The following is an 18,587-nucleotide window of genomic DNA, read 5'->3' as shown; positions in this document are numbered from 1 at the left end:
ATGGAAAAGTATAACCGCATGAAGTATAGACTGCTTTGTGGCCTGCTGTGCCTGCTGTTGGTGGGCTGCGAGATGGTGCAGGAGGTGGATATCCCGCCGCACACGCCAAAGCTCACCATGCGCTTCACCCTCGACGACTCCGGCGAGACGCCTGCCGGCTTTTATGATGAGGACAGAGTGTTTATAGGCAGAAGCCAGGGCGTGCTGGATGGCAAGGAGCTGGAGGCCGTAGCCAATGCCACCGTGGGGCTTTACGACGAAGAGGGGCAGCTTGTGGAGCAGTATGAGCATATTGGCGTTGATACCATGTCCTGGTACCGGCCGGACTGGGGCATCTATACCCCTACGCAGGGCTATCGTCCCCATAGCGGCCACACCTATACTCTGCGCGCAGAAGCACCGGGCTTTGAGGCCATCGAGGCGACCACCACACTGCCTGCTGCCGCCACAGCTACCGATGCGCGCTTTACCAAAAGTGAATCCTCCGGCGAAGATTACTACATGGGTATGCTGGAGGGGCACCTGCAGCTAACCATCCACGACGAGGTAGGCAAAGAGAATTACTATAAAGTAATGGTATACGCTCTCGATAGCGCCTATCACCAGACAGGCTATTCAGCGACAACGATTAGAGATGACAATGTGATTGATATCGGGGATTCGGAGAAAGCAGCCCTCAACATGGTGTTTTCAGATGAGCTGTACCCTTCCGGTATAATCAACTTTGCCACGGACCTCTCGTTGCCCGACAAGGGGTATAACCAAAAAGGTGAGTTGGTGCCGGTGAAGCACCTGGAGGTGCAGGTGCATCAGCTAAACCGAGACGAATACCTTTTTCAGAAGACAAGGGCGGCGCAGAGCCGGATGGGCGATAATCCCTTTGCGGAATACAGTAATGTGTACAGCAACGTGAAGAACGGCTATGGCGCGCTCGGAGGGTTAACGGTTACCCGAGTTGTGTTAGACCTATAGTATGGCAGCCAGGTATAAAAAGAGCGGCCCCGCTATACTTTAGCGGGGTCGCTCTTTATATACTTTGTACGGATGCGCTGGCTTAAAACACGTAGCGCACGTGCAGGGCCGTATCCCAGAAGCCGCCGCCGCGGGGGATGTTTAAGTATGGCTTGATATCGGCGCCAATGGTAAACGGAATGTCGCGGATGTAGTACTCCAGGCCAAGTATACCGTCGATGCCCACGCCTACCACGTTGTCGTCGTAGTGTCTGTGGCCGTGGTCGTAGTAGTCGTGGCCGTCCCAGAAGCCGATATGGCCGCCCAGGCCGTAGTACCACTGCAGGCCGCTGGTGTTAAAAGCCTGCGCGTGCTTCTCGTACAACACCGTAATAACGGTGCCTCTGTACTTAAAGCTGGTGCTCAGGATGCCCTCAATAGCGGCATCGCTCTTAATAAAGTGCTTTACCGTAAGGCCGGAGGCGGCGCCGCCGCGCAAACCGATACCTGTGGAGTAGCCACTCTGGGCCTGTGCCCCAAGGGCGGCAAACAGTACAAAGGCCAGTGCGATGGTCAGTTTTGTAAAAGTTCTCATTACTTTGGTTAAGTTGAAAGATTTTAGTGCGGCTATGGCCTACACGATGCCATGGCTGCCGCGAAATTACAATTTCTAACGGAGTGTAGCGCCGTTTTTGTATAGGGTGCCCTACTTTTTACCTTCTTCTTTGTAATCCTGCAGATACGCCGTTTTGCGGGTGCGGCGGCCAATCATCTTGAAGAAGGAGATAAATCCCTGTTTGTCATGCTGCAAGGCCTTGGCAAAGGGATCGGGCTGCTCCGCCTCCTCAAAATCCCTGACGTAGTGCTCCCGCACGAGTTCGGCCTCCTCCAGTTCCTGGGCAGCCTCTATATGCACCAAGCCCGTTTTCTCCCAGAGCTTTTGCCACCAGCTTACCGAATGGATGAAGTACCAGTAGTTCTGGTAATCCTCCCGCAGAAACTCGGGCACTTGTTCCGGCGACTCTATTTCTTCTGTAAAGCACACATCCACGATGGCAATGCAGCCGTCGGGTTTTATAAAGCGGGCAATGTAGGGCAGGTATTTCTCGTCGGTGCCAAAGTATGTATAAGAATCCACCACGATCACGGCATCAAAATACTCCTGGGCAAAAGGCAGGGCACGGGCATCGGCCTCCAGCGGAATTACTTTGCCTTCGCAGCGCTCGCGGCAAATGCGGCGGTAATTGTCGCTGGCCGACACGGCCTCGTCTACGGCGTACACCGTAACGCCAAACTCTTTGGCCAGGAAAATAGAGCTGATGGCCTTGCCGCAGCCCAAATCCAGCACACGCATGCCCGGCTTCAGTTGCAGCGATTTAGTCAGGCTCTCCAGGTTAAAAAGCACGTTTTCGCCCATGGAGTGGCGACGCACCCAATTGGGGTCGTAGCGCATCGCCTTCGGGAAGGCCTGCAGTAAGGGTTGTTGCGGTACCATTGTGTATACTTAGCTGAGTTGCAGCTTACGCACCGCGAGCGGCAAAAGTTAGCTGCCCAGGCGGGCGATCTGGTTGGACGGGTGAATATGCTTGCCGGGCTTCTCGGCTTTGGCGGCGGCCAGCATGGCACGGGCCACCGTCTCGGCCTCGATGGGCTTATACCTCTCCAGCGGCCCAATAAACACAGCGCTTAAGGGCTTCAGCACCTTGGCTGCCAGCTCCTCCCCGGCGCGCTTTTCCTCGCGCTCGCCCAGCAACAAAGAGGGCCTGAAGATGTGGATGCTGTTGAAAGGCTGTTGCTGCACATCGCGCTCCATCTGGCCTTTAACCTTGTTGTAAAAAAACATGGAGCCTGCGTCGGCGCCCATCGCCGACACCACCAGAAACTGCATGGCGCCTTTGCGGGCTGTGATCTCGGCCAGTTGGGTAATGTAGGTATGGTCTACTTTGTAGAACTTCTCCTTGGAGCCGGCCTTTTTGATGGTGGTGCCCAGGCAGCAGAAAACATCATCTGCCACCAGGTCGGCGGCGTAGTCCTTCATCTTGTCGAAGTCGATCACCTGCTGGTCCAGCTTGGGGTGGATAAGCGGCAGCTCGTGCCTGCCAACCGAGATAACCTGACTATAGCGCTCGCTCCTGAGCAGGAGAGAGAGCAGGTGCCCACCCACCAGTCCGCTGGCCCCGACGATCAGTGCGGTTCTTACTTTTTGCATAAGGTTTTTTCTTATGCAGAAAATACGTTCTTAAGCGATATATAGTCTATAAAGTATAAAAGTTTAACAGAGAAATTGTTGTTCTGCGGCACATCGAAGGTGTTGGTCAGGTTATCGAAGTAGCGGTTCTCTATCTCGCTGCCTCTGTCCTCAACAAAATTCTTCCAAACCACCCGCAGCTCACTGCCCGGGGCAAAGCGCCAGCTGTACACCAAATCCATGGTAAAGGTGTTGTAATTGATGTCGCTGATTTCGGAAGTATAAGCCTCCTGCTCCGCCGTGGTGGGCTGCAGCAGCCCTTGCTTGTTCAACTCAAAAAACTCCTGGTAAGCCGCCCTCGACCAGTAGTGGCGCATGTTCAGCGTAAGGCCGGAGCGCTCGTTAAAGATGTAGGCGCTGCTGATGGTGGAGCTGACAGTGGCAAGGGTGCGGTCTCCGAACAGGATGTGCGTGTCCTGCGCCGGGCCCTCATACTTATCGGCAAAGCCCAGGTTGCGCTTGTTAATACTGTAGCTGTTGCCGTTCACGATAGAGAACTTGTCGTTCACCCGGAAGCGAGGCGTCAGGCTGAAAGACCAGCTGTTCTGGTCGTAGCGGCGGGCGCGCCAAAAGCTGGCGCCGGCATCCAGGGCAAATCGCTTGCGGTAGTCGGAGCTGACGCCGATGTTGGAGCTGACGGCCGGCGGCTGCACGAACACCTGCGGAAAGGTGCGGGCCTCAAAATAGTCGTAGCGCTCGCCGGGGCGCACGCTTACGCCCATCCACATGCTGGTAAAGTTACGGAAGCGCACGCTGGAGCTGGCGCTCAGGTCCAGGGCGATGAACTTGTTAGGCTTATACAGCATGCTGTGCCCTATGCTAAAGCTGTTGTTCCAGGACAGGAACTTCCAGACAGGCTGGTAAAAGTTGTAGCTGACGCTGGCGCTGGTGCTCACCTCGTTGTTGTTGCTCAGGAAGCCCAGGTCGTTGATGTCGTAGGTGTTGGACTCTACATTATGGTTCAGCCCCAGGCGCAGGTTGCCGCTTATCTTGCTCAGGTTCACGAAATACTGATGCCCCAGCTCCACGCCACCGTCCTCGCTTTTGCCGTAAAGCTGGCTCAGGTTGCCGCCTGTAGTAAGTGCAAACATGTTGCGCTTATCGGCGAAGCGCATGCGCAGGCCCGTCACGTTGGCGTCGTAATAGCCGTTGGCGCGGGTTACGTTGGTGTTGGTAAAGGTTACGTATGAGTTGCGCGGCAGCGTCTGGTCCAGCACAAACACGTTATAGTTCGTGAACGGATCCGTCAGTACTTCGCGACTTTGGCCCAGGGAGTCTTGCACAGTGGCGTAGGAGTTGCCGGTAAAGGCGTTGAACAGGCCAATGCCCAGCCCACGGCGCGTTCTGCCGGATACTTTGGCGGCGTTCAGCAGCTGCGTAACTGTAGGGTTGCGGGTGATTTCTTCGCCCTCCTCTAACTGCTCCTCCACATCGGCATAGCCCACAGGCCTTGCCCCGATGCGGCGTGAGTAGAAAAGCCCCGCTTTGTTAAACAGCTCCGTGCCCTCGGTAAAGAACTGGCGGTTCTCGCTGTAGCGCACCTCAAACGGACCCAGGTTCAGCACCTGGTTATCCGACTGCGTTTGGCCAAAATCCGGGATCAGGGTGACGTCCAGCGTGAAGGCATCGTTGATGCCATACTTTACGTCCATGCCGCCGTTAATGGAGTGGCTAAAGTCTTTGGCGTCGCTCTCGCCGTCCTGGCTAGGGTAGTGGTTTACGTAACCCGACACGTAGGGCATGAACTGGAGCCTCACCGGCGCTTTTACGCCCTCTATGCCAATCACGCGGCCCTCCTGGTTTATCAGGCCACTCTCCGAGTTGTCTACATGGCTCCAGAAGGATTTTTCGCGGTTTCGGCGGATGACGCGCATAAAGTTTACACCCCAGGTCTGCACCTCAGCCTCCGGAAAACGGATAGCGCTGTAGGGGATGCGCATCTCTACTGTCCAGCCTTCGGCGTGTGTGCGCACGCTGCTCTCCCAAACGGCATCCCAGTTCCAGTCTTCGCCGCTCTGCGAGTGCTTGATATCGGTCTGCACGCCCGCCGCTGACACCAGGAAGGCAAAGGCGTTCTGCTTGTCGTGGTACGTATCAAGGTATACCCCAAACATGTCGGAGTTATTCTCGCCGGAGTCGCGTCCGCCCAGCTGCGTTAGCACGGAGTCGGGGGCGGTGTCGTGCAGGATGGCACCGATGTATACAGCTTCGTTATCATAAAGCATGTACACTTCGGTCTCCTGTGAGGAGGGCTTGCCGTTGAGCGGGTCGTAGCGGTAGAAGTTGCGGGCAGGCTTTACCTGCTGCCATACTTCGGGCTCCAGGTAGCCGTCCAGCACCGGGGTAGCCTGCGTGCGCAGCGCCTTGGTGGTTTTACCGGCCTTGCTTTTTGTTGTCTCTGTGTCTGTGTAGTCGTCGGCCACCGCGTTTCCGGCACAGAGGCCAAGCAGCAGTGCGATGGGTAAAAGTTTAGTAAGCATATGTCAAAGAGCCGTGCCTTGTGGGGGCGCGGTATGTTTTAAAGTGAGAACGTCAGTACTAAAAGGGTGCGTATGTTATGCTGGCTACGGCAGGTTAGTCCTTCCGCAACCTGATATTGTCTGGCTCAATCGTAATTTTGCCGGCTTTGTACAAGCCGCCGATGGCGCGCTTAAAGGTTTTCTTGCTCATACCCAGCGTTTGGTAAATATCCTCCGGCGAGCTGCTGTCGGAGAGGGGCATCCAGCCGCTGCCTTGCTGCAGCAGGCGCAGGATCTTGTCGGCCGCCTCGTCTTTCTCCTCCAGTTGGTTCGTGCCGGGCTTGCGCAGCGTCACGTCTATCTTGTTGTCTGGGCGGATGAGCTTTATGTAGCCGGTGGCCTTGTCGCCGATGTGCAGGTCCTGGAACACTTCATTCTTATAAAGTATACCCATGTACTCGCCGTTGATGATGACTTTAATGCCAATGTCAGTAAAGCCTGCTACCAGCAGCTGCACCTCGTCGCCTTCGTTCAGGCGGATGTCGTCGTTGTAAAGGAACTTGCCCAGTTTGGTCGTGGCTACCACGCGGTCCGAGGAATCATCCAGGTAAACGTACACGCAGTACTTATTACCTACCTGCATTTTGTTTTTCTGGTTGTTGAGCGGCACGAGCAGGTCCTTCTCCAAGCCCCAGTCCAAAAAGGCGCCAAAGGGCGTCACGTCGGTGCAGGTGAGGCAGGCAAACTGGCCCACAGTGGCGTACGGCTCCAGGGTAGTGGCAATTATCCGGTCTTCGGAGTCGCGGTATACGAACACGCGCAGTTTGTCGCCCACTTTTGCGCCTTCGGGTAAATATTTGCCCGGCAGCAGAATATCTCCGTCCTCGGAGGTTAAGTATACGCCAAAGTCTACTTCTCGCGCTATCTCCAGCTCGTTGTAATTGCCTAAATCTACCATGTTTTATTGATTACGAGGTGTTTTCTGCAGAGGCTGCACTCCTCTCTACAAATCTACTAAAAAGCAGGCGGCCCTGAAAGTTACAACAATAGATAATTAGGTATTATAGATGTGTTTGCGCAAAAGTATAAGTATGAGCTGGTTATTTTATATTGAGATATGGGAAGGAGTGGTATACTCTTCAGGCGCCCCGAAGGCTTTCGGGGTGCCTATTATACTTTAGCCGCCGCTATTTATAGCTTGTGATACAAGCTATACTTACTAGTCTCTGCTGATCCTCCAGCCTCAATGCTGGCGCAGGCTTGCAGCTCGTGCTTTTATACTTCATAGCCGCTTGTTGCTGCAACTCGAAATAAGCTATCATTTCTAGCTTCTGTTCATCCTCAGTCTTACAAGCCTATAGTTGCATTTCATACTTTGGCTCCCTCAAGGCCGGGGGGCCTCGTCCTTTGGCATCGCGCTGTCTACATTTCCTTTGCTCCTAACGTCGCAACGCCGCCAAGGCGGCACCGGAAATCTAGAAGGCGCTCTTGTCGAGGGCCCCTACCCCCACCCAAAGGCTGGGATCAGTTTCGATAGCCGCGGCTGACGGAGCTTCAGCAGAATTCCCCTCCTTAGCTAAGGAGGGGCAGGGGTGGTTGGACCCGGTACTGCGTAATTCCCCTCCTCTGGACTAGCCAAAACGGGAGTTTTGAGCTAGCGAGCGTAGCTCTCTAGGGGTGGGTTAATCGTCCGCAGAAACAAAGACCAATATCCGCAGCAGCGAATTAATGCATATATTGTGAAATGAAGAAGGCGCTGCTTATACTTTGTATTTTCATGTGGTGCTGTTACAACTCCTTGGCACAGCATACCGACAACCTCAGAGGCACCTGGCAACTTGTTGAGGTTATTCAAATAAGCGGGGTTAGCAAGAGAAGTATACAGGAGCCAACTGCGTTTAAACTTGTGCTGAAAAGCAGAAGTCGCCTTGATGGGACCATAGATTCTGCTGAGGAGCCTGGCTGGTACTGGGGCAAGTATAGGTTCAAGAAGAATGGAGCGGTTACAAGTATAAAAGCGATCTCAGATTATCCTTATCAGATAAATGATATTCAGAAAAAATGGGATGTGGATTTATACTTGATCAGGCTTTCCTCGGTTAAAACTTATACTTTAACAGATGACGGTTTGCTTGTTCTGTACTTTGAAGACGGTAAGTTCAGGGAGTATAGGGTAGGCACAGGAAAACTGATCTATCAGAAAGTAGAGTAAACAAAACCCCGGCAGCCAGTGCCACCGGGGTTTAAAGATTATACTTGTGCAGGCAGCGTTACGCCTTTGCTTTTTTCTTTGATTTGGCCTTAGACTCCTCTGCCTCGCCGTCCTCCGACATAATATCACCGGGCTTTGCGATAAGGCCGATAGAAAGGCCGTCTTCGCCCAGGAAGTGCTCGATATGGTGGCAACGGTCCTCCGTCTTCAGCAGGATGCCCTCCAGCAGCGACTTTGTGGCGAAGTCCTCCATTTCAAAAGCCTTTTTAATGGATTTGCGTAGCTCCACGGCAATGGTTTTCTCGTCCTCCATGTCTTTCTCCAGCATTTCGCGGATGCGGAACTCGCCCTCCTCCTCGTGCTCCAGGTAAGCAATCTTCAGTTGGTTGGCCGGGTGGCAGGTAGGGCAGTAGCCCATCACGGTCAGGCGCTCGGCAATGGTGTCGTACTGCATGTGGATCTCGTTGTAGTGGTCCTCAAAAAAGAGGTGCAGGTCGCGGAACTGCGGGCCCTCCACCAGCCAGTGGTGCTTGTGGTACTGATGGTATAGTACAATGAAGGAGGCCAGGTGGCGGTCCAGCTCTTTGGCCATGGCCGTAGCAGTTTCTTTCGACAGCCCTACCGGGTTTCCTTCATACTCATTCTTCTCTCTTACCTTTTTCATAGTGTGGTATGTGTTTCTTTTTAGGGTTTTTACCATCCTATAAACAGGCAAAGGGGGCAAAAGGATACAGGAGATTTAGTAAAACTCGGCCACGCCGGGGCGGCTAAACTGGAAATTGCTGAAGTCGTAGAACGGCGCCGAGGACTCGTACAGCCTAAAATCGCGCATGTTGCTGTTGGGCGGGAGCTGCGGGTAATAGCCAAAGGTTACCTGTATGGTGCTGAAGGACAGGAACTCGTTGCGGAACCTGAAGCCGAGGCCATAGCTGCGGTACGGTTTCTCCTTGAAAGGCGAGCTTTGGTTGCCGTAAGAAAGCCAGGCCAGGTCGGCGTACACAAAGGTGGCCAGCCGAAAGCCCAGGAGCGAGAGCGGCGTGAACAGGTTGGCCTCATAGTTAAAGGAAACGCGCCGCGTGCCCCGTACCAAGTCCGACCGGAAGCCCCGCACGCCGTTGCCGTTGTTGATGGACAGCAGCTCTTCGGGGTAGCGGTTGATGCCAAAGGTGCCGCGCCCCAGCAGGTAGTGCCGCAGCTTCCAGTTTCCCCACTCGCCCAGCCGCGTAAAGTACATGGTCTCCAGGTCCAGCACGCCCTGTTCCCAACGGTCGTCCCGGATAAAAGTGCCGTAGCCCACTCTGCTGTACAGGTAGCCGAAAGCCGGGCCATACTTGGCAAAAGACAGCGAGCTGGCGACATACCTGCGGTCCCAGATGTTGCCGTCCTGGTAGCCCCCCGTTACTGAGAAAAGCGTGCCCACTGGTATATCCTCGGTGCGGCCAAAGCCAAACACGAAGCGGTCTTTGTAGTACTTCCGGATGCTGTAGCCCACACTGCCCAGCATCAGGATGTTGCTCTGGAAATTCTCGGTAGGGGTGAGGGTGTAGTTGGTGTTGATTACGCGCGCGCCAAGTATAACGCGGCCGCGGGGCTCATAGCCCAGGTTATAGCTCTTAAACTTGAGGGAGCGGCCCAGCCAGGCATCCTGCCGGGTATAGCGCACATTGCCGTAGCGCGGCACGGTATCTTCGGGCACTGAGGGGAAAAGGACACGGTCTTCTATCCAGCTGGCTCCCACGGCGCCGGCATACTTGGTGTTCAGGGTAAAGAAATCGCGGTGCAGAAACAGGCTTTTTTCCTTGTAGTAGTTCTCGTCCACGTAGGCCACGTCCGCCGAAACATAGGTCCGGCCAATGTTATCCACGGTATAATAGCCCGCTGCCTCCCAGGGGCGGGGGCGGTCGAGGTTGAACTTGTAGGTGCCCTCTATCTGGTGGCCCTGCCCCAGGAAGTTAAGCTCCCGCACCGTAACGCGGCCTTTGCCCGAGGAGGGGGAGAAGGAGCCGGAGCCCCCCAGGCTGAACACGTCGCGGGTAATCACAAACACGTCTACGCTGTCGTTGGTGGTGGTTTCCTCGTTCACGATGATGCGCGCGTCCAGGATGTGCCTGGTCTGGCGCAGCAGACGCTCCGACTCCATCAGCGCCAGTGGCTCCAGCGGCTGGTTTTTGCGGAAGAGCAGCTTGTTGCGCACCTCGCCCCGGCCTGTTTTTACGTGCAGCGAGTTACCGGCTTTCTCAAAGAAATTGTCAGGCACCCGCGCGGTGTCGTTAATTGAGTAGCCAAACGGGTCCAGGGTCAGGATATCGATCCGGCGCACCACTTTGAAGTTGTGCAGTTCATACTCTCTGCGGATCAGCTCCGCGTCCATCCCATATACTTCCTCTTCTGGCGTGTCAAAATCCAGCAGGGCCTTCAGCAGCTTGCCCATAATGGTTTTGCGCTCCGACATCTGCTTCAGGTTCTCGATGATGCGGGTGTTGAAGTCCTGGTTGGTAGTATCGGTTTGCGGTAGGCCCTGCTGCTGTTTGCGCGTGGTATCCTGTGGCTGCACCTGTGCCCGGCTGGTTCTGGCGCATAGCAGCGCCATGCACAGCAGGCATGCCAGCGGCAGAGATTTCAGGATAGGGTGCATGTAAGGCATAGGTATAGCAGCCAGAGAAATATGGGTGTGGTTTCGGCCTTCTAATATAACGCTTTCTGCAGCCATAAGTGGGGCTGCAGCTAAAAAATGGACATTTGGAGCCGCGGTGCAGGCAGTGCAAGCATAAAACGCGTGCTAATGTTTTTAGTTATTCACGAAGTGTAGACAAAGCTGTGGATAAATAAATGCTAAAAAAATTGGCTATGCTAATTTAGAAGGCTTACCTTTATGTCGTTGAAAGTACAGGATGTCAGGGTCATGGAAAGCAGATTGATTGAAAAGCTAAGTATTTTAGCAGATGCAGCCAAGTATGATGTTTCCTGCTCGTCGAGCGGTGGAAAGCGCAAGAACGAGAACAAAGGCCTGGGCAACGCCGAGGGCATGGGCATCTGCCATAGCTACACCGAGGACGGCCGCTGCGTATCGCTGCTGAAGATCCTACTGACCAACCACTGCATCTACGACTGCGCCTACTGCGTGACACGCAGAAGCAACGACGTGAAGCGCGCCGCCTTTACGGTGCAGGAGGTAGTGGACCTGACGATCAACTTCTACCGCCGCAACTACATTGAGGGGCTGTTCCTGAGCTCGGGCATTTTTAAAAATGCCGATTATACCATGGAACGGCTGGTGCGGGTGGCCAAAAAGCTGCGGCAGGAGCACAAGTTCAACGGCTGCATCCACCTGAAGACCATACCTGGAGCCAGCGAGGAGCTGATAAAAGAGGCGGGACTGTATGCCGACAGGCTGAGCGTGAACATAGAGCTGCCCTCCGAAATGAGCCTGCAGCAGCTGGCGCCGGAGAAGAACTACAAGGAGGTGCTGGAGCCGATGGGCAGCATCAAGCAGCAGCTGGTGCAGGCAAAGGAGGAGAAGAAGCTGTTTAAGTCGGCACCGGGTTTTGCGCCGGCCGGGCAGAGCACGCAGCTGATTGTGGGCGCCTCGGCCGAGAACGATCACCAGATCCTGCAGCTCTCCAGCCAGCTCTACAAAGACTTTAGCCTGAAGCGCGTGTACTACTCCGGCTATGTGCCCATCAGCAGCGACAACCGTTTGCCGATCATCACGGAGCCGCCCATTATCCGCGAGAACCGCATTTACCAGGCCGATTGGCTCATGCGCTTCTATGGCTTCGACGCAAAAGAGATCGTGGATGAGCAGCACCCGCACCTGGACCTGGAAATAGACCCGAAACTGGGCTGGGCGCTGCGCAACCGCCATGCGTTTCCGGTGGAGGTGAACACGGCAGACTATGAGCTGATCCTGCGGGTGCCGGGCATCGGCATCAAGAGCGCGCAGAAAATCGTGTCGGCCAGAAGGTTTACGCAGCTGAGTTTTGAGCACCTGCGGCAGATGGGCGTGGTGCTGAAGCGGGCGAAATATTTTATCACCTGCCAAACCAAGAGCCTGCAGCGCCAGGATTTTGAGTCGGAGCTGATACGCAGAAAGATATTGTTTGGCGAGGGTTCGGTGCGCAGCGCCCTGCTCACGCAGCAGCTGGACCTGTTTAAGCAGGTAGGTTAAAACAGAGGGGAAGGAAGAGACATGACAGAGCGAAAAAAGAAATCCATAGTACCAAGTTATACTTCCAAAGCAATCCAACCTAAGAAAGTGTTCATCATGAGAAAGAATCAGAAAGTTGCCCGCGTATCGCTGTACTGCAAACTGAACATGCTGGTGCCGCAGCTGCAGAGCCTCTCGGCGCGCGCCCAGGCCGACACAGCCGACAAAGCTCGCAGCGCGAATAAATAACACAGCCTGCCATCTGTCTCCATGTATACTTTAGCACATGCACTTTTATACTTACGACGGCACTTTTGAGGGGCTGCTGACGCTAGTGTTTGAGGCATACGAGCGAAAGGCCTGGCCTACCAGCATTGCCCAGGAGCACCTGGCGCAGCCCGGCATGTTTGGCGAAAACATAGCGGTGGTGACAGAGGAGCAGAAAACCGCCCGGGTGTGGCAGGGCCTGCAGAAAAAGCTAAGTATAAACGCGCAGCAGGCGCTTTACCATACGTACCTGTGGGAGCAGCCGGGCTTCGAGCAAATCATCTTCGACTACATCAGGCTGGCTTTTAGCTCGGAGCAGAATATAGAGGGCAACTATGCGGCCCCCTGTGTGCTGCAGGTGCAGCAGGCTGCCAAGCAGGTGCACCGCGAGAAGCACCGCATGGAGGCTTTCGTGCGATTCCAGAAGACAGCCGACGGTTTATACTTTGCCACCATCTCCCCGGATTTTAACGTGCTGCCGCTGATCGTGCGCCACTTCGAGCGGCGCTACGCCGACCAGCGCTGGGCCATTTATGATACCAACCGCCGCTACGGCGCCTACTACGACCTGCGCCAGGTATCGCTCGTGAACCTGGACCTGCCGCCTCACCAGCGCCCTACTTCACTGGCCCCGGAAGTTAAAGATGCAGACGAGGATGTATACCAGCAGCTGTGGCAAGTATACTTCGACAACGTGAACATACCCGAACGCAGAAACCCAAAGCTGCACTTGCGCCACATTCCCCGCCGCTACTGGAAATATTTGTCTGAAAAGCAGCCCCGGCAGTTGCGTTGAGAGCTTCTTTTATGGCAGGAGCCTTAGTTTTTGCACAAAATAAAGAATTAAATTGCACTGGATGTGAAACTTTTTAGAGCTTTCATACGTTTATAAGTATATATATCTTTTTATCTAGTAATGCAGGAAGAACACTTCGGAGGCGCCTATGCTGCCCCCGGTGTTTAATTGCGTAACCTTATACTTTGCAAAAATGAATTCACGCGTACGAAAGAAACTCATTCAAGTAGCTCGCGGTAGAGCACACCTGATGTCTTTTCAGAACCTTATCTACGAAGCTGAGCTTGGCCTTAACCTGGAGAATCCCTACGAAAAAACAATGCTTTCTGAGGTGATTGATGAAATCTCAGAAAGAGAGTTTAGGGCAGGGCGCCCGCTGTTAAGCTCCCTTGTTCGGATAAAGGGGCAGAAAAACCAAGGCGATAACTTTTTCAGGATGTGCGAGCGCCTGGGCTATGGCAACTGGAAAGACCTGAAAAAAAACAACAAGTTTGTGGAGGAGCAGCGCGAAGCCTGTCGCGAATTCTGGTCCGATAAAAACAACTTTACAGAGCACCTCTAACAAGCAGTGTCTGCAGCATGAAGCAGAACGACAGCAACTTACGTTTGGCTGCCGCTCTGCTTTTTTTATTTCCCACCTTATAGGCTCCCAAAGCCGACCTTGCCTTCCCCTCTACTCAAAGCCCAACCAAGAATGTCATAATAGGTAGCCTAATGCCGCTTAAGGGCAGTGCAGAGGGCTGTAACCTTCTGGCCATCGGACATTAGTTGCCCGGTTCCTGTCCCCGCGCAGCGGATGAAATGATCTGCCCTCAACTCAATAAATTTCAAAAAGGCGAAGCAGCGCAGCCAGCCACTAGAACCCCAATCATACCTCCATAAATTTATAGGTAAGTTTGGGATATATATTAAAATATACCTTTCTTTATAGAAATTTATAGATGTAGGGTGTAAAACGCTGATCACGCAAAAGTTGCGATGATCAGCCTGCCATCGCTTTGCATTTTAAATTAAGCAGACAAACAGTTATTAACCTTAAATTTTGCCTATGAAAGCAACTTTTACAAAACTATTCGTGCTGGCTATTCTCTTGGCCGGCTTTTCTTACCGCTCCGTGGCACAATCCTTTAAATTTGGTAAAATATCCGAGGAAGAGCTCAAAATGAGTACTTATGACAAGGATACGTCTGCCGCTGCTGTTATCCTTTCCGACTATGGCTACTCGCGCTTTGAGTACATGGGTGAGCTGAAGGTGGTGTTTGAGCGGCAGGTGCGCATCAAGATCTTAAAAAAAGCTGGCTATGATTGGGCCAATGTGGTGGTGCCTTTCTACCAAAGAGGCGGCGACAAGGAGCGTGTGAGCTTTATAAAAGGCTTTACCTTTAACCTGGAGAACGGCAAGATCCAAAAAGATAAACTCGACGGTAAAAGTATTTTTGAGGAGCAGACCTCGGAGTACAGCTATGCCAAAAAGTTTACCATGCCCAACGTAAAGGAAGGCTCCGTGATCGACGTCAGCTATACCGTCACCTCCGATTTTGTGTACACGCTGCGCGACTGGGAGTTCCAGTACAGCATACCCGTGGCCTGGAGCGAGTACCATGCCCAGATACCGGAGTATTTCGACTATAAGTTCCTGCTGCAGGGCTACAACAGGCTCTATAAAAACGAGAATACGAAGGAAACAGCCGCTGGCTCTGCCGCAGCATCCCCGGATATGATGAACAACGCCTATGTGTGGATCATGAAAGACGTGCCGGCCCTGAAAGAGGAGAAGTATATTACCACACTGCGCGATTATCAGTCTAAAATAGAGTTTGAGCTGCAGCGCGTGAAGTTTCCGGGGCAACTGCCGCAGGTAATGACCGGCGACTGGGACAAGGTAACAAGCGACCTGCTGACGGAGAGCCGCTTTGGAACGCAGTTGAACCGCAGCGCTTTCTTTAAGAATGAGATTGCCGCGGTGCAGGCAATGTATAAAAAGCCGGAAGAGCAGATGCAGGCCATCTATAACATTGTGCGCAACCGCATGAAATGGAATGGCAAGAACGGAATTTACGCGACCACCACCATCCGCAAGGCATGGGACGAGCGCACCGGAACAGCGTCTGACCTGAACCTGCTGCTCACCTCGATGCTGCTGGAAGCGGGCCTGGACGCGGCGCCGGTGCTGGTGAGCACCCGTGCCAACGGGCGTGTCAACACGGCTATGTCGCCGATGGTAACTAAATTTAACTACGTGGTTGCACAGGTAACCGTAGGCGAAAACTCATACTTGCTGGATGCCACCGACCCGCTCGTGCCGCTTGGCGTGCTGCCGGAGCGATGCCTGAACGGGCATGGCCGCCTCATCAAGAAAAACGCGCACGGCTGGGTGAGCCTGGAGCCAGGCGCAAGCTCAGTAAAGCTGTTCAGCGCCTACCTCACCATAAACGACAAAGGCGACATAACAGGAACGGGCCGCGAGTCGGCGGGCGGTTACCATGCCGTGGACCTGCGCAGAACCATTTTAGAGGAAGGCGAGAGCAAGTATACCGAGCGACTGGCCAAAGAGGTAGGCGACTTTAAACTAACGGAGCCAAAGATCAAGAACCTGAAGGACCTGAGCACGCCGCTGGATATTTCCTACAACATCAGCGTGGAGGGCAGCGGCCGCTCCAACGACATAATCTACCTGAACCCAATGCTGGGTCGCGGCGAAAAAGAAAACCCGTTTAAGCTGCAGGAGCGCCTGTACCCGGTTGACTTTGGCATGCCGATAGACGAAGTATACACCTGCAACTTTGCGGTGCCGGAGGGCTACGTGGTAGAAGAGATGCCGAAAAGCGTAGCCATTAACCTGCCCGAGGGCGGCGGCCGCTTTATGTACATGGTGCAGGTGCAGCAGGAGGGCAAAGCCATCCAGGTGATGAGCAAGGTAAACATCAGCAAGCCTGTGTACTATGCGCCGGAGTACCCTTACCTGAAGGAGTTCTTTAACCAGATTATTGCCAAACACGCCGAGCAGATCGTGCTGAAGAAAGTAGCAGCCAACTAAATCTTGTACGGCAGAAGAGGTAGCCGCGGCAGCGCCCACGGCTACCTCTTTAACCTTATCCTCTTATTTTATTTCTTTTCAGTCATGTTTGCGAACAGAAAGTATAACTGGCTCTGCGCGGTATTGTGCTGGCTGCTGCTGGCACCACAGGCCATGGCCGCCGAAACAACCTCCCCCGACGAACTGCGGGAGGGCGCGAACGCCATCATCCGAAATGAGGAAACGGTGTTCACGGTGAACTCGCTCACCAGCGGAACCACCCGTTTCAAAACCACCATCACCATCCTGAACGAGTACGGCGATTACAAGGCCACGCTCTACGTGCCTTACAACACGAAGATGAGCAAGGTCACCAATATATCGGGCACCTCGTATGACCGCTTTGGCAAAAAGATAAAGAAGCTCAAGAACAGCGATATAAAAGATGTAAGTGCCGTTAGCAGCATGTCGGTGTATGAAGACAGCCGCGTGAAAATTGCAGACCTGGAGTACAGCGTGTACCCTTACACGGTGGAGTTTGAGTATGAGCTAACGCAGTCTTACACCATGTTTTACCCGCGCTGGTTCCCGCAGGATGCCGATAAACTGTCGGTGGAGAAGGCCACCCTGGAGGTGCAGGTGCCGCTAGGCTCTAAGCTGCGCTACCTGGAGGGTAACATCGCCAAGAAAGTAGCCGTGAGCAACAACGGCACGCACGAGGTGTACCAGTGGGAGGTAAACAACTTAAAACCCCTGGAACTGGAGCCTTTTGGGCCTGACTACCGGGAGGTGATGCCGATGGTACTGACGGCGCCCAACGAGTTTGAGGTGGACGGCTACCGTGGAAGCATGGAGACCTGGAAAGACCTTGGCCTCTGGATAAATAAACTGAACGAAGGGCGGGACCAGCTGCCGGAAGAAACAGTGGCTAAGCTGAAGCAGCTGACAGCCAATGCGAAAACAACCGAGGAGAAGGTGCGCCTGGTGTACGACTATATGCAGGGAAAAACGCGCTACGTGTCTATCCAGTTGGGCATTGGCAGCTGGCAGCCTTTTGAGGCCAGCTTCGTGGACAGCAAAGGCTATGGCGACTGCAAAGCCCTCTCCAACTATACCCATGCCATGCTAAAGGCGGTCGGGGTTACCTCGCACTACGCCCTGATCAACGGCGGCGAAGACGCGCCGGATGTGAAGACAGAGTTTCCCAGCAGCCAGTTTAACCACGTTATACTTTGCGTGCCCATGCCGCAGGACACCATGTGGCTGGAGTGCACCAGCCAGACGGAGGCGGCAGGCTACAACGGCAGCTTCACCGGCGACCGCCATGCCTTGCTGATTACGCCAGAGGGAGGCAAGCTGGTAAAAACCACTTCGTACGGGGCAGCCGATAACCAGCAGATCCGAAGTATAAAACTGAGGCTGGATGAAAAAGGCGCCGGGCTGGCCACCGTCAACACGCTCTACACCGGCATTCAGCAAGAGACGCTGGACGGTCTGATGCATCACCGGAAGCCCGAGGAGCAGCGCAAGTGGCTTTACGAAAATGTGCAGGCGCCACCCTTCGAGATCAGCAAATTCAGCTTTACGCAGAAGAAGGACCGGGTGCCAAGCGTGACGGAGGAACTGGAACTGCAACTGCGCCAATGCGCCACCCTGAGCGGCAAGCGCATGTTTATTACCCCTAACCTGATGAGCAAGTGGCGTTACGTGCCCGACCAAAAAGCCAAGCGCCTGACGGATGTGGTACGCAAGCTGGCTTATGTTGATGTGGACACGGTGGAAATAGAGGTGCCGGTGGGCTATACTGTAGAGTACCTGCCAGGCAAAATAAAGCATCAATCGGTTTTTGGGGAGTATGAGGCCGACGTGAAGGTAGACGGCCAGCGGATTACCTACGTGCGCCGCATGCAGATGCACAAAGGCCGTTTCGCCCCTGATACCTATGCGCAGCTCGTGGCCTTCTACAATAATGTTGTAAAAGCAGATGCCGAGCAGGTGGTGCTGGTAAAAAACATACCTTAAAAGCGATGCAGACAGAAGACAATATAAGTATGGATGAAATGCCGCAGGTGGCAGTGCCGGAAGAAAAACTTTATGACCTGAACGCAATTATGATGGGCACTTTTCTGGGAGGGCCATTAGCCGGGGGCTTTCTGCTTTATTCCAACTACATAGCCCTGGGCGAGGAAGAAGGAGGCAAAAGTATCCTGCTCTGGACAACCTTGATCGCGGTGGTGCTGTTCGGGAGCCTGATCATGCTGCCCGAGCACGTCACGGAGAAGGTGCCGAACTATGTGATACCGTGGCTGATGGCTGCGTTTGCTTATTTTATCGGTAAGAAACTTCAGGGCACTGCCATTGCGGAGCACAAAGCGCAGGGCGGCGCCCTCTACTCGAAGTGGCGGGCGGTGTGGGTGTCGCTGGTAAGCGTGCTGATTACCTTCGCGCTTCTCTTGACGCTCCTGTTTTTCCTGCCTCAATAAATATAAAA

The 18,587-nt window shown here is 54.0% G+C and carries 16 protein-coding genes; 9 read left to right on the top strand and 7 right to left on the bottom strand.

The window, feature by feature from the left end:
- Positions 1–972 carry a DUF4249 family protein gene (locus FJM65_RS13425; RefSeq protein WP_140622042.1) on the top strand — a complete coding sequence of 324 codons (972 nt, stop codon included), beginning with the start codon at positions 1–3 and terminating at the stop codon, positions 970–972.
- A gap of 82 nt (positions 973–1,054) precedes the next feature.
- Here FJM65_RS13425 and FJM65_RS13420 read toward each other — a convergent pair whose 3' ends face one another.
- The 5 genes from FJM65_RS13420 to FJM65_RS13400 all read right to left on the bottom strand — a co-directional run bounded on the left by FJM65_RS13420 (position 1,055) and on the right by FJM65_RS13400 (position 6,616).
- On the bottom strand, positions 1,055–1,546 hold the full coding sequence (locus FJM65_RS13420; protein ID WP_140622041.1) for a hypothetical protein: 492 nt from the start codon (positions 1,544–1,546) through the stop codon (positions 1,055–1,057).
- Positions 1,547–1,657: 111 nt separating this feature from the next.
- Complete coding sequence (locus FJM65_RS13415) at positions 1,658–2,446, bottom strand: SAM-dependent methyltransferase (RefSeq protein ID WP_140622040.1); 789 nt, start codon at positions 2,444–2,446, stop codon at positions 1,658–1,660.
- A gap of 48 nt (positions 2,447–2,494) precedes the next feature.
- Positions 2,495–3,160, bottom strand: coding sequence for an NAD(P)H-binding protein (locus tag FJM65_RS13410; protein ID WP_140622039.1), 666 nt, complete (start codon positions 3,158–3,160; stop codon positions 2,495–2,497).
- An 11-nt stretch (positions 3,161–3,171) separates the two neighbouring features.
- Positions 3,172–5,679 (bottom strand): DUF5916 domain-containing protein, encoded by a 2,508-nt coding sequence (locus tag FJM65_RS13405; RefSeq protein ID WP_140622038.1) that lies wholly within the window; start codon positions 5,677–5,679, stop codon positions 3,172–3,174.
- 94 nt (positions 5,680–5,773) lie between these two features.
- Positions 5,774–6,616 (bottom strand): CvfB family protein, encoded by an 843-nt coding sequence (locus FJM65_RS13400; RefSeq protein ID WP_140622037.1) that lies wholly within the window; start codon positions 6,614–6,616, stop codon positions 5,774–5,776.
- A 948-nt stretch (positions 6,617–7,564) separates the two neighbouring features.
- On the opposite strand from FJM65_RS13400, the gene FJM65_RS13395 reads away from it, so the two are divergent.
- Entirely contained in the window at positions 7,565–7,870 is a 306-nt protein-coding gene (locus tag FJM65_RS13395) for a hypothetical protein (protein WP_181163715.1), read from the top strand.
- A gap of 58 nt (positions 7,871–7,928) precedes the next feature.
- On the opposite strand, the gene FJM65_RS13390 is transcribed toward FJM65_RS13395, so the two are convergent.
- The gene (locus FJM65_RS13390; RefSeq protein WP_140622035.1) at positions 7,929–8,534 is read right to left on the bottom strand and encodes a Dps family protein; all 606 of its coding nucleotides are present in this window, start codon (positions 8,532–8,534) and stop codon (positions 7,929–7,931) included.
- A 75-nt stretch (positions 8,535–8,609) separates the two neighbouring features.
- Positions 8,610–10,514, bottom strand: coding sequence for a BamA/TamA family outer membrane protein (locus FJM65_RS13385; protein WP_140622034.1), 1,905 nt, complete (start codon positions 10,512–10,514; stop codon positions 8,610–8,612).
- 258 nt (positions 10,515–10,772) lie between these two features.
- Between FJM65_RS13385 and FJM65_RS13380 the strand changes: the two genes are divergently transcribed.
- From FJM65_RS13380 to FJM65_RS13355, 7 genes are all read left to right on the top strand, one after another.
- Complete coding sequence (locus tag FJM65_RS13380) at positions 10,773–12,038, top strand: putative DNA modification/repair radical SAM protein (protein WP_140622083.1); 1,266 nt, start codon at positions 10,773–10,775, stop codon at positions 12,036–12,038.
- A 96-nt stretch (positions 12,039–12,134) separates the two neighbouring features.
- Positions 12,135–12,266 carry a hypothetical protein gene (locus FJM65_RS21640; protein ID WP_262710943.1) on the top strand — a complete coding sequence of 44 codons (132 nt, stop codon included), beginning with the start codon at positions 12,135–12,137 and terminating at the stop codon, positions 12,264–12,266.
- Positions 12,267–12,303: 37 nt separating this feature from the next.
- Entirely contained in the window at positions 12,304–13,080 is a 777-nt protein-coding gene (locus FJM65_RS13375) for a TIGR03915 family putative DNA repair protein (RefSeq protein ID WP_140622033.1), read from the top strand.
- A 193-nt stretch (positions 13,081–13,273) separates the two neighbouring features.
- A complete protein-coding gene (locus FJM65_RS13370) occupies positions 13,274–13,642 on the top strand; it encodes a hypothetical protein (protein WP_239022950.1) in 369 nt (122 codons plus the stop codon).
- Between the two features lie 486 nt (positions 13,643–14,128).
- Positions 14,129–16,117, top strand: a complete 1,989-nt coding sequence (locus FJM65_RS13365; RefSeq protein ID WP_140622031.1) for a DUF3857 domain-containing protein — start codon at positions 14,129–14,131, stop codon at positions 16,115–16,117.
- An 84-nt stretch (positions 16,118–16,201) separates the two neighbouring features.
- Positions 16,202–18,118: a DUF3857 domain-containing protein gene (locus FJM65_RS13360; protein WP_140622030.1), complete on the top strand. Its 1,917-nt coding sequence runs from the start codon at positions 16,202–16,204 to the stop codon at positions 18,116–18,118.
- Positions 18,119–18,123: 5 nt separating this feature from the next.
- Positions 18,124–18,579, top strand: a complete 456-nt coding sequence (locus FJM65_RS13355; RefSeq protein ID WP_140622029.1) for a hypothetical protein — start codon at positions 18,124–18,126, stop codon at positions 18,577–18,579.
- The last annotated feature ends 8 nt before the right edge of the window (positions 18,580–18,587 follow it).

Origin of the sequence: Pontibacter mangrovi, from assembly GCF_006385705.1 — a bacterium.
In the GTDB taxonomy this organism is placed as follows: domain Bacteria; phylum Bacteroidota; class Bacteroidia; order Cytophagales; family Hymenobacteraceae; genus Pontibacter; species Pontibacter mangrovi.
The sequence above is the reverse complement of the archived record's forward strand: the minus strand, read 5'-3'. Positions and strand labels throughout refer to the sequence as shown.

Bases quoted from the DNA above. Each gene is read 5' to 3' on its own strand.
- FJM65_RS13405 (WP_140622038.1), bottom strand. From the start codon at position 5,679: ATGCTTACTAAACTTTTACCCATCGCACTGCTGCTTGGCCTCTGTGCC.
- FJM65_RS13385 (WP_140622034.1), bottom strand. From the start codon at position 10,514: ATGCCTTACATGCACCCTATCCTGAAATCTCTGCCGCTGGCATGCCTG.
- FJM65_RS13410 (WP_140622039.1), bottom strand. From the start codon at position 3,160: ATGCAAAAAGTAAGAACCGCACTGATCGTCGGGGCCAGCGGACTGGTG.
- FJM65_RS13360 (WP_140622030.1), top strand. From the start codon at position 16,202: ATGTTTGCGAACAGAAAGTATAACTGGCTCTGCGCGGTATTGTGCTGG.
- FJM65_RS13355 (WP_140622029.1), top strand. From the start codon at position 18,124: ATGCAGACAGAAGACAATATAAGTATGGATGAAATGCCGCAGGTGGCA.
- FJM65_RS21640 (WP_262710943.1), top strand. From the start codon at position 12,135: ATGAGAAAGAATCAGAAAGTTGCCCGCGTATCGCTGTACTGCAAACTG.
- FJM65_RS13380 (WP_140622083.1), top strand. From the start codon at position 10,773: ATGGAAAGCAGATTGATTGAAAAGCTAAGTATTTTAGCAGATGCAGCC.
- FJM65_RS13425 (WP_140622042.1), top strand. From the start codon at position 1: ATGGAAAAGTATAACCGCATGAAGTATAGACTGCTTTGTGGCCTGCTG.
- FJM65_RS13390 (WP_140622035.1), bottom strand. From the start codon at position 8,534: ATGAAAAAGGTAAGAGAGAAGAATGAGTATGAAGGAAACCCGGTAGGG.
- FJM65_RS13420 (WP_140622041.1), bottom strand. From the start codon at position 1,546: ATGAGAACTTTTACAAAACTGACCATCGCACTGGCCTTTGTACTGTTT.
- FJM65_RS13400 (WP_140622037.1), bottom strand. From the start codon at position 6,616: ATGGTAGATTTAGGCAATTACAACGAGCTGGAGATAGCGCGAGAAGTA.
- FJM65_RS13375 (WP_140622033.1), top strand. From the start codon at position 12,304: ATGCACTTTTATACTTACGACGGCACTTTTGAGGGGCTGCTGACGCTA.
- FJM65_RS13415 (WP_140622040.1), bottom strand. From the start codon at position 2,446: ATGGTACCGCAACAACCCTTACTGCAGGCCTTCCCGAAGGCGATGCGC.
- FJM65_RS13370 (WP_239022950.1), top strand. From the start codon at position 13,274: ATGAATTCACGCGTACGAAAGAAACTCATTCAAGTAGCTCGCGGTAGA.
- FJM65_RS13365 (WP_140622031.1), top strand. From the start codon at position 14,129: ATGAAAGCAACTTTTACAAAACTATTCGTGCTGGCTATTCTCTTGGCC.